We start from the raw sequence: 6,342 nt of genomic DNA, 5'->3' as shown, positions 1-6,342 counted from the left end.
GCCGCCGAGCACGCGATCACCGTCGTACACCACGGCGGCCTGCCCGGGGGTGACGGCGCGGGCCGGGGCATCGAGCCGGATGGACACGAGCCCATGAGGGGAGACCTCCACGCGGCCGGCGGCGCCGGGGTGGCGGTGGCGGATGCGCACCTGCACGGACTTGTCCGAGGGAGGCGGCCCCTCCACCCAGTGGGGCTGGAGGAGGCCGAAGGAGTCGCGCGAGGCCTGCTCGGCCGAGCCCACCACGACGCGGTGGGTGTCGGGCTCGAGGCGCTGGACGTAGCGGGCGTCCCCTCCCCCGAGGTTGAGCCCGCGGCGCTGGCCCACGGTGTACCGGTGGACGCCGGCATGGGTGCCGAGCACATTGCCCTCGGTGTCGACGATCTCCCCTCCGGGCTGGGGGCCGGCGACCTTCTCCACGAAGCCGGCGTAGTCGCCATCGGGCACGAAGCAGATCTCCATGCTCTCGGGCTTGTGGCTGGTGGGGAGGGCGTGGCGCTCGGCGACGGCACGGACCTCGGGCTTGGTCATGCCGCCCACGGGGAAGAGGACGTCGGCGAGCTCGGCCTGCCCGAGGGTGAAGAGGAAGTAGCTCTGGTCCTTGGCGGCGTCGACGGCACGGCGCAGGAGGTACTTGCCGTCCTGCTCCTCGACACGGGCGTAGTGGCCGGTGGCGAGCCGGGCGCCGAGGGCGCGAGCGCGCTTGAGGAGGAAGTTGAACTTCACGTCGCGGTTGCAGGCCACGCAGGGGATGGGCGTGCGACCGCCGAGGTAGGACTGGACGAACGGGTTGATGACCCGGTCCTTGAAGATCTCCTCGGCGTTGGCGACGTAGAAGGGGATGCCGAGCGTCTGGGCGACGGCGCGGGCATCATCGATGTCATCGGGGGAGCAGCAACTGCCGCACTGGGCCTTGCCCTCGTAGGACCAGACGCGGAGGGTGATCCCGATGACCTCGTGACCCTGCTCCTTGAGCAGGGCGGCGGCGGCGGAGGAGTCCACCCCACCACTCATGGCAACGACGACTCGCATGACGACCCTATCTACACGCCGGCCGGTCCGGGTGCGACACAACAGACGGGAGAGGACACCCCCGCCGGACAATCTACTCCCCTACCCCTGGACCCGGTTCAAGAACCCCGAGCCCGGAGCCAACTCCCCAGCAGATCCTTCAGCGTCTCCGGCTCATTGCGTGAAGGCTCATCGAGCACCTGATCGACGAGGAAGCGAGTGGCCTCTCCCACGATGGGCGAGGGACCGACCCCGAGGGCGGCCATGATGGCACCGCCGTTGAGCGTGAGTTCCTTGCCCGTGAGCGGAGGCTTCGCGGCGACGAGGGCCAGCAGCCGGGCGATGAGTGCCTCCAGCTCCGGCAACCGTGCTGGCTCACGGACCTGAATCCGGGCACGGGCCACCTGGGTGAGTGGCTCGACATTCGCGGGCCCGACCCGGGCCAGCAAACGGCGAAGCGCGGGGTCCGAGTCCCCGACATGCCGCTCGAGCGCGGCGTGTCCGACGAACAGGCGAACGCGCTCGACGGTCTTGGTGGGGAACTTGAGCCGGACCCCAATCTCCTCGGCGCGCTGGGGATCGACGAGGTCGGCCAGCAGGGCGGCGAGCCGGAGCTCCACGTCGGCGGGGGCGGCGGAGGCAGCGGCACGCGCGAGCCGGGCGGCCTCGGCGTCGGCACGGGCGAGTTCGGGCAGGAACACCTCCATCAGCCCGGTGACGGCGAGGAGCTCGAGCCCGAAGGCCTCGCGCTTGGAGAGGAGCAGCTTGACGAACTCCTCGCGGACGCGCTCGTAGGCCACCTTGCGGAAGACGGGGAGCGTGGCGGGGATGGCGGCCTGGGTAGCGGGGTCGAGCCTGAAGTCGAGCACCGCGGCGAAGCGCACGGCGCGCATGGCACGCAGGCCGTCCTCGGAGAAGCGATCCATGGCCGAGCCCACGCAGCGCACGAGGCGGGCCTTGAGGTCCTCCTGGCCCTTGAAGGGGTCGACGAGCTCATGGCTGAGGGGATTCCACGCCATGGCGTTGATGGTGAAGTCGCGGCGCGAGAGATCCTTGACGATGTCCTGCTCGAAGGTGACGGCGCTGGGGCGGCGGCCGTCGTGGTACTCGCTCTCGCTGCGGAAGGTGGTGACCTCCACATGGGTGCTGCCCGCGAGCACGGTGACGGTGCCGTGCTGGATGCCGGTGGGGATGACCTTGCGGAAGGCGCCCTGGACCTGCTGGGGAAGCGCGCTGGTGGCGACGTCGAAGTCCTTGGGGTGGACCCCCCGGAGGCTGTCACGCACGCAGCCACCGACGAGGTAGGTGGCATGGCCCAGCTCGCGGAGGCGGGCGATGACGTCCAGGACGGGGCGCGGGACGTCGACATCGAGCAGGGAGGTGAGCGTCGTCATCCCCCCCGATGCTAGCCCAATGCCGCGTCGGGTTCAGCGAGATGTGGCGAGCACGTCCACGTACAGCTCCCGTACCCGATCGGCGAACTCCACCGGATCCGGACCGAAGGACTCGGGCGGCAACGGTGGCAGCACGCGCACACGGATGGAGGCGCGGGGGCTCATCCACGGGCCATCGCCGTCCACGAGCTGTGGGGTGCCCTCGATGACGATGGGCACCACGGGTACGTGCTCCTCCAGCGCGAGCTGGAAGGCCCCGCGCTTGAAGCGCAACAGCTCGCCCTGCGAGTAGGTGCCCTCGGGGAAGATGAGCACCGGCATGCCCCGGCGGAGCCAGGCGCGGCACGGCTCGAGCAGCTGGAGCAGGGAGGAGGTCTTGCCCCGGGTGACGGCCACGTAGCCCAGCAGGCTCATCATCCACCCCACGATGGGGATGGAGAACAGGGACGCCTTGGCCACGAACTTGTAGGGGTGGAACAGGCCCATGGCGGCCAGGATGTCCGCGGCGGACTGGTGGTTGGCCACCAGCACGCAGGCCCCGGAGGGCAGCAGCTCCCGCCCCTCCACCCGGGTGCGCCAGCCCGGCGACAGGTGCAGCCACAACCCGAAGCACCAGCGGCAGACCAGCGCATGCAGCCACCGCCGGTCCGGGTCCACCGGGTACGCGACGAGGAACAGCACCAGCCCAAGGGTGAACAACACCGGGGCGGTGAGGAGGAAGACGAGCCAGAACCAGACGGTGACGACGTATTTCATGGCGGGGGAAGGAGGAGATCTCATGCGCGCGGGCCCCACGTCCAGCTACTGTTCGGCCATGCGCTCCGCACCTCTGCCCACCAACCTCCTTGGCCTCATCGGCAATACACCCATGGTGAAGGTGACCCAACTCGACACGGGTCCCTGCGAGCTCTTCCTCAAGCTCGAGAGCCACAACCCCGGTGGCTCCATCAAGGACCGCATCGGCCTGTCGATGATCTCCGCCGCTGAGCAGGCAGGCCAGCTCGGACCCCACCAGCAGCACCTCGTCGAGGCCACCGCCGGCAATACGGGCCTCGGCCTTGCCCTCGTGGCCTCGCAGAAGGGCTACCGGCTCACGCTCGTCATCCCGGACAAGATGAGCCAGGAGAAGATCCTCCACCTCAAGGCGCTCGGTGCCGAGGTGGTGATGACCCGCTCGGACGTGGAGAAGGGCCACCCCGACTACTACCAGGACATGGCCGAGCGCATCTCCCGCGAGCAGGGCGCCTTCTACGTCAACCAGTTCGCCAACCCCGCCAACCCGCTGGCCCACGAGACCACCACCGGCCCGGAGATCGCCGCCCAGCTCGACCACCGGCTCGACGCCATGGTGTGCGGCGTGGGCTCGGGCGGCACCATCGGCGGCCTCTCGCGCTACTTCGCCAAGGCCCTTCCCCAGTGCGAGATGGTGCTCGCCGACCCCCAGGGCTCGGTGCTCGTCGAGTACGTGAAGACGGGCAAGATGGGCCAGGCCGGCTCCTGGGTCGTCGAGGGCATCGGCGAGGACTTCCTCCCCCCCAACGCGGACCTCACCCGGGTGAAGAACGCCTACACCATCCCCGACGTGGAGAGCCTCGAGACAGCGCGCCTGCTGCTCAAGAAGGAAGGCATCCTCGCGGGCTCGTCCTCGGGCACGCTCATCGCCGCGGCGCTGCGCTACTGCCGCGAGCAGACCACGCCCAAGCGCGTGTGCACCTTCGTCTGCGACAGCGGCAACAAGTACCTGTCGAAGATGTTCAACGACTTCTGGATGGCGGACCAGGGCTTCCTGCCCCGCCAGCACCATGGAGATCTGCGCGACGTCATCACCCGCCATTACGCGAAACGGGCCGTCATCACCCTGGCGCCCACCGATACGCTTCTCGTCGCCTACGCGCGGATGAAGCTCTACGAGGTCTCCCAGCTCCCGGTGCTCGAGGGGAGCAAGGTCGTGGGAATGATCGACGAGTCCGACCTGCTGCTCGCGGCCATCGACGACGAGACGCGCCTGCGCCAGTCGGTGCGCGACGTCATGTCCACGCGGCTCCAGACCGTGGATGTGCGCACCCCGGTGCGCGAGCTGCTCCCGCTCCTCGACAAGGGCTTCGTGCCCATCGTCGTGGATGGGGAGGAGTTCATCGGCCTCATCACCCGCATCGATCTGCTGAACCACCTGCGGCGCAAGCTGCGCTGAGCGCCCCCTCGAGGAGACTCCACGATGTCTGGCCTCCGTCCGCTCCTGTTCGCCCTCCTGGCACTCGTCTCCGGGTGCGAATTGTTTTCCCCTTCCCCAGACCCGGGGCCCACCCCAGGGCCCGGCTCCACCCGCGACGCTGGCACTCCCCCGGTCACCCCTCCGGGCGAGCCCGTCCCGGACGCGGGCACCACGGTGAATGCCCCGCGCTTCGAGCACTACATCCGCCGCCAACCCTACCCGCGGATGGTGCTCGAGGTGGACGGCTGGGCCGGCTACACCCCCACCGCCTCGGTGGCGGACCGGCTCCAGCGAGGCCTGCTCGGCATCCTCGACAAGGAGAGCGTGGAGGTGCGCTTCGACCAGGCGTTCCCCGGAAAGGGAGCGGACCACGCCTGGAGCAACGAGGAGCTGCTCCGGCTCGCGGAGGAGACGGGGAAGCTCGAGGTGCCGGTGGGCACCATCAAGCTGCACGTGCTGCTGGTGGACGGGCACTCGGCCATGGACACGCAGGAGGGCAAGGTGCTGGGACTGGCCTTCCCGTGGACCCATCTGGTGCTCTTCCGGCAGTCCCTGGATCAGGTCTGCGGCAAGGGCCCCATCCTCACTCCGCCCGCGTGCGTGGAGGCGGAGCTGGGCGTGTGGGTCCACGAGGTGGGGCACCAGCTCGGCCTGGTGAACAACGGCCTGGTGATGGTGGGCAACCACCAGGACGCTCCCCACGGCGCACACGACACGAGCGACCGCTGCATCATGTACTGGGCCTACGAGGGCTCCGGCCTCATCGACGCGCTCGGCCGGGGGCTGTTCGGCGACGCTCCCAACCTGGGCTTCGATGAGGCCTGTCTGGCGGACCTCAACGCGGTGAAGACGCGTCCTTGAGCACCTCCTGAACGCGGCCCGGCTCTCTAGCGACGCTTCTTCCGCTCCCCCTGGGCGGCCGCCTCATCGCCGTAGCCGGCCACGAGCATCCCGAGCGATTGGGCCAGGAGGACCGCCGTCTCGACGGGGACCCGGGTAGCCTTGAGGCGGTTGTGTGCGGCGGGGTCGATGAACACCCCCATCGCCCCCCGGAGATCCGCGCGCGTGAGCGTACAGCCCCGGAAGTTGCTGCCGGAGAGGTCCGTCCCAGTGAAGTCCGTGTCGCTCAAGTCCGTGTCGATGAAGTTCACCTCGCGGGCGGCACAGCGAGCGAAGACGGTCTGACGCAGGCTGAGACCGACGAACGAGGAGTAGCGCAGGTTGCACTCGTCGAAGGCCAGCTCGGGGTTGGGCGAGATGGCCGACCAGTCGATGCCCATCAGCTTCGAGCCCTCGAAGCGCACGTCCCTCAGCGCCGTGTGCGCGAGTTGCGCGCGGGTGAGGTCGCAGCCGCGGAAGACGCATGCCTCGAACTTGCTCTCGGGCCAGCGGCTCTCCTGAAGGTGGGAGCGCTCGAAGGTGCAGCGGTAGAACTCCTTCCCGCCGAGCCTGGCTCCCTGGAGGTCGAGGTCGGTGAACGTCTCGTCCTCGAAGTACTCCTCCTCCATGAGGCGCTGCGGGGTGACGGGAGCCTTCTCGGGTCGTGAGGACATGGAGTGGGAGGTGCCGGACGTAAAAAAGCCCCGCCTCCGAGGGAACTGGAGGCGGGGCGAGTGGCCCCGGCTGGAATCGAACCAGCGGCCTGCGGTTTAGGAAACCGCCGCTCTATCCAACTGAGCTACGGGACCAAGACTGCGGGGGATTTATAGCAGGCGACCCGCCTTT

General features: G+C 69.1%; 6 protein-coding genes and 1 tRNA gene. 2 read left to right on the top strand and 5 right to left on the bottom strand.

The window, feature by feature from the left end:
* The 3 genes from mnmA to VF794_RS28835 all read right to left on the bottom strand — a co-directional run.
* A partial coding sequence (mnmA, locus tag VF794_RS28845) for a tRNA 2-thiouridine(34) synthase MnmA (RefSeq protein WP_331115914.1) occupies positions 1-1,032 on the bottom strand: 1,032 nt, incomplete at its 3' end.
* A gap of 98 nt (positions 1,033-1,130) precedes the next feature.
* The gene (locus VF794_RS28840; protein WP_331115912.1) at positions 1,131-2,405 is read right to left on the bottom strand and encodes a [cytidine(C)-cytidine(C)-adenosine (A)]-adding enzyme; all 1,275 of its coding nucleotides are present in this window, start codon (positions 2,403-2,405) and stop codon (positions 1,131-1,133) included.
* A gap of 33 nt (positions 2,406-2,438) precedes the next feature.
* Positions 2,439-3,161 (bottom strand): lysophospholipid acyltransferase family protein, encoded by a 723-nt coding sequence (locus VF794_RS28835; protein WP_331115915.1) that lies wholly within the window; start codon positions 3,159-3,161, stop codon positions 2,439-2,441.
* 22 nt (positions 3,162-3,183) lie between these two features.
* Between VF794_RS28835 and VF794_RS28830 the strand changes: the two genes are divergently transcribed.
* Both VF794_RS28830 and VF794_RS28825 read left to right on the top strand, forming a co-directional pair.
* Positions 3,184-4,596, top strand: a complete 1,413-nt coding sequence (locus VF794_RS28830; RefSeq protein ID WP_331115910.1) for a cystathionine beta-synthase — start codon at positions 3,184-3,186, stop codon at positions 4,594-4,596.
* Between the two features lie 24 nt (positions 4,597-4,620).
* A complete protein-coding gene (locus VF794_RS28825) occupies positions 4,621-5,478 on the top strand; it encodes a hypothetical protein (protein WP_331115908.1) in 858 nt (285 codons plus the stop codon).
* A 26-nt stretch (positions 5,479-5,504) separates the two neighbouring features.
* Here the strand turns inward: VF794_RS28825 and VF794_RS28820 are convergent, their stop codons facing one another.
* Together VF794_RS28820 and VF794_RS28815 are read right to left on the bottom strand one after the other, a co-directional pair.
* Positions 5,505-6,170 (bottom strand): pentapeptide repeat-containing protein, encoded by a 666-nt coding sequence (locus tag VF794_RS28820; protein WP_331115906.1) that lies wholly within the window; start codon positions 6,168-6,170, stop codon positions 5,505-5,507.
* A 61-nt stretch (positions 6,171-6,231) separates the two neighbouring features.
* Positions 6,232-6,305: transfer RNA gene (locus tag VF794_RS28815), tRNA-Arg, on the bottom strand.
* Positions 6,306-6,342: the final 37 nt, after the last annotated feature.

Origin of the sequence: Archangium sp. (genome assembly GCF_036389735.1) — a bacterium.
Classification (GTDB): Bacteria; Myxococcota; Myxococcia; order Myxococcales; family Myxococcaceae; genus Archangium.
Note: the sequence above shows the minus strand (reverse complement) of the source record. Positions and strands in the feature narration are given on the sequence as shown.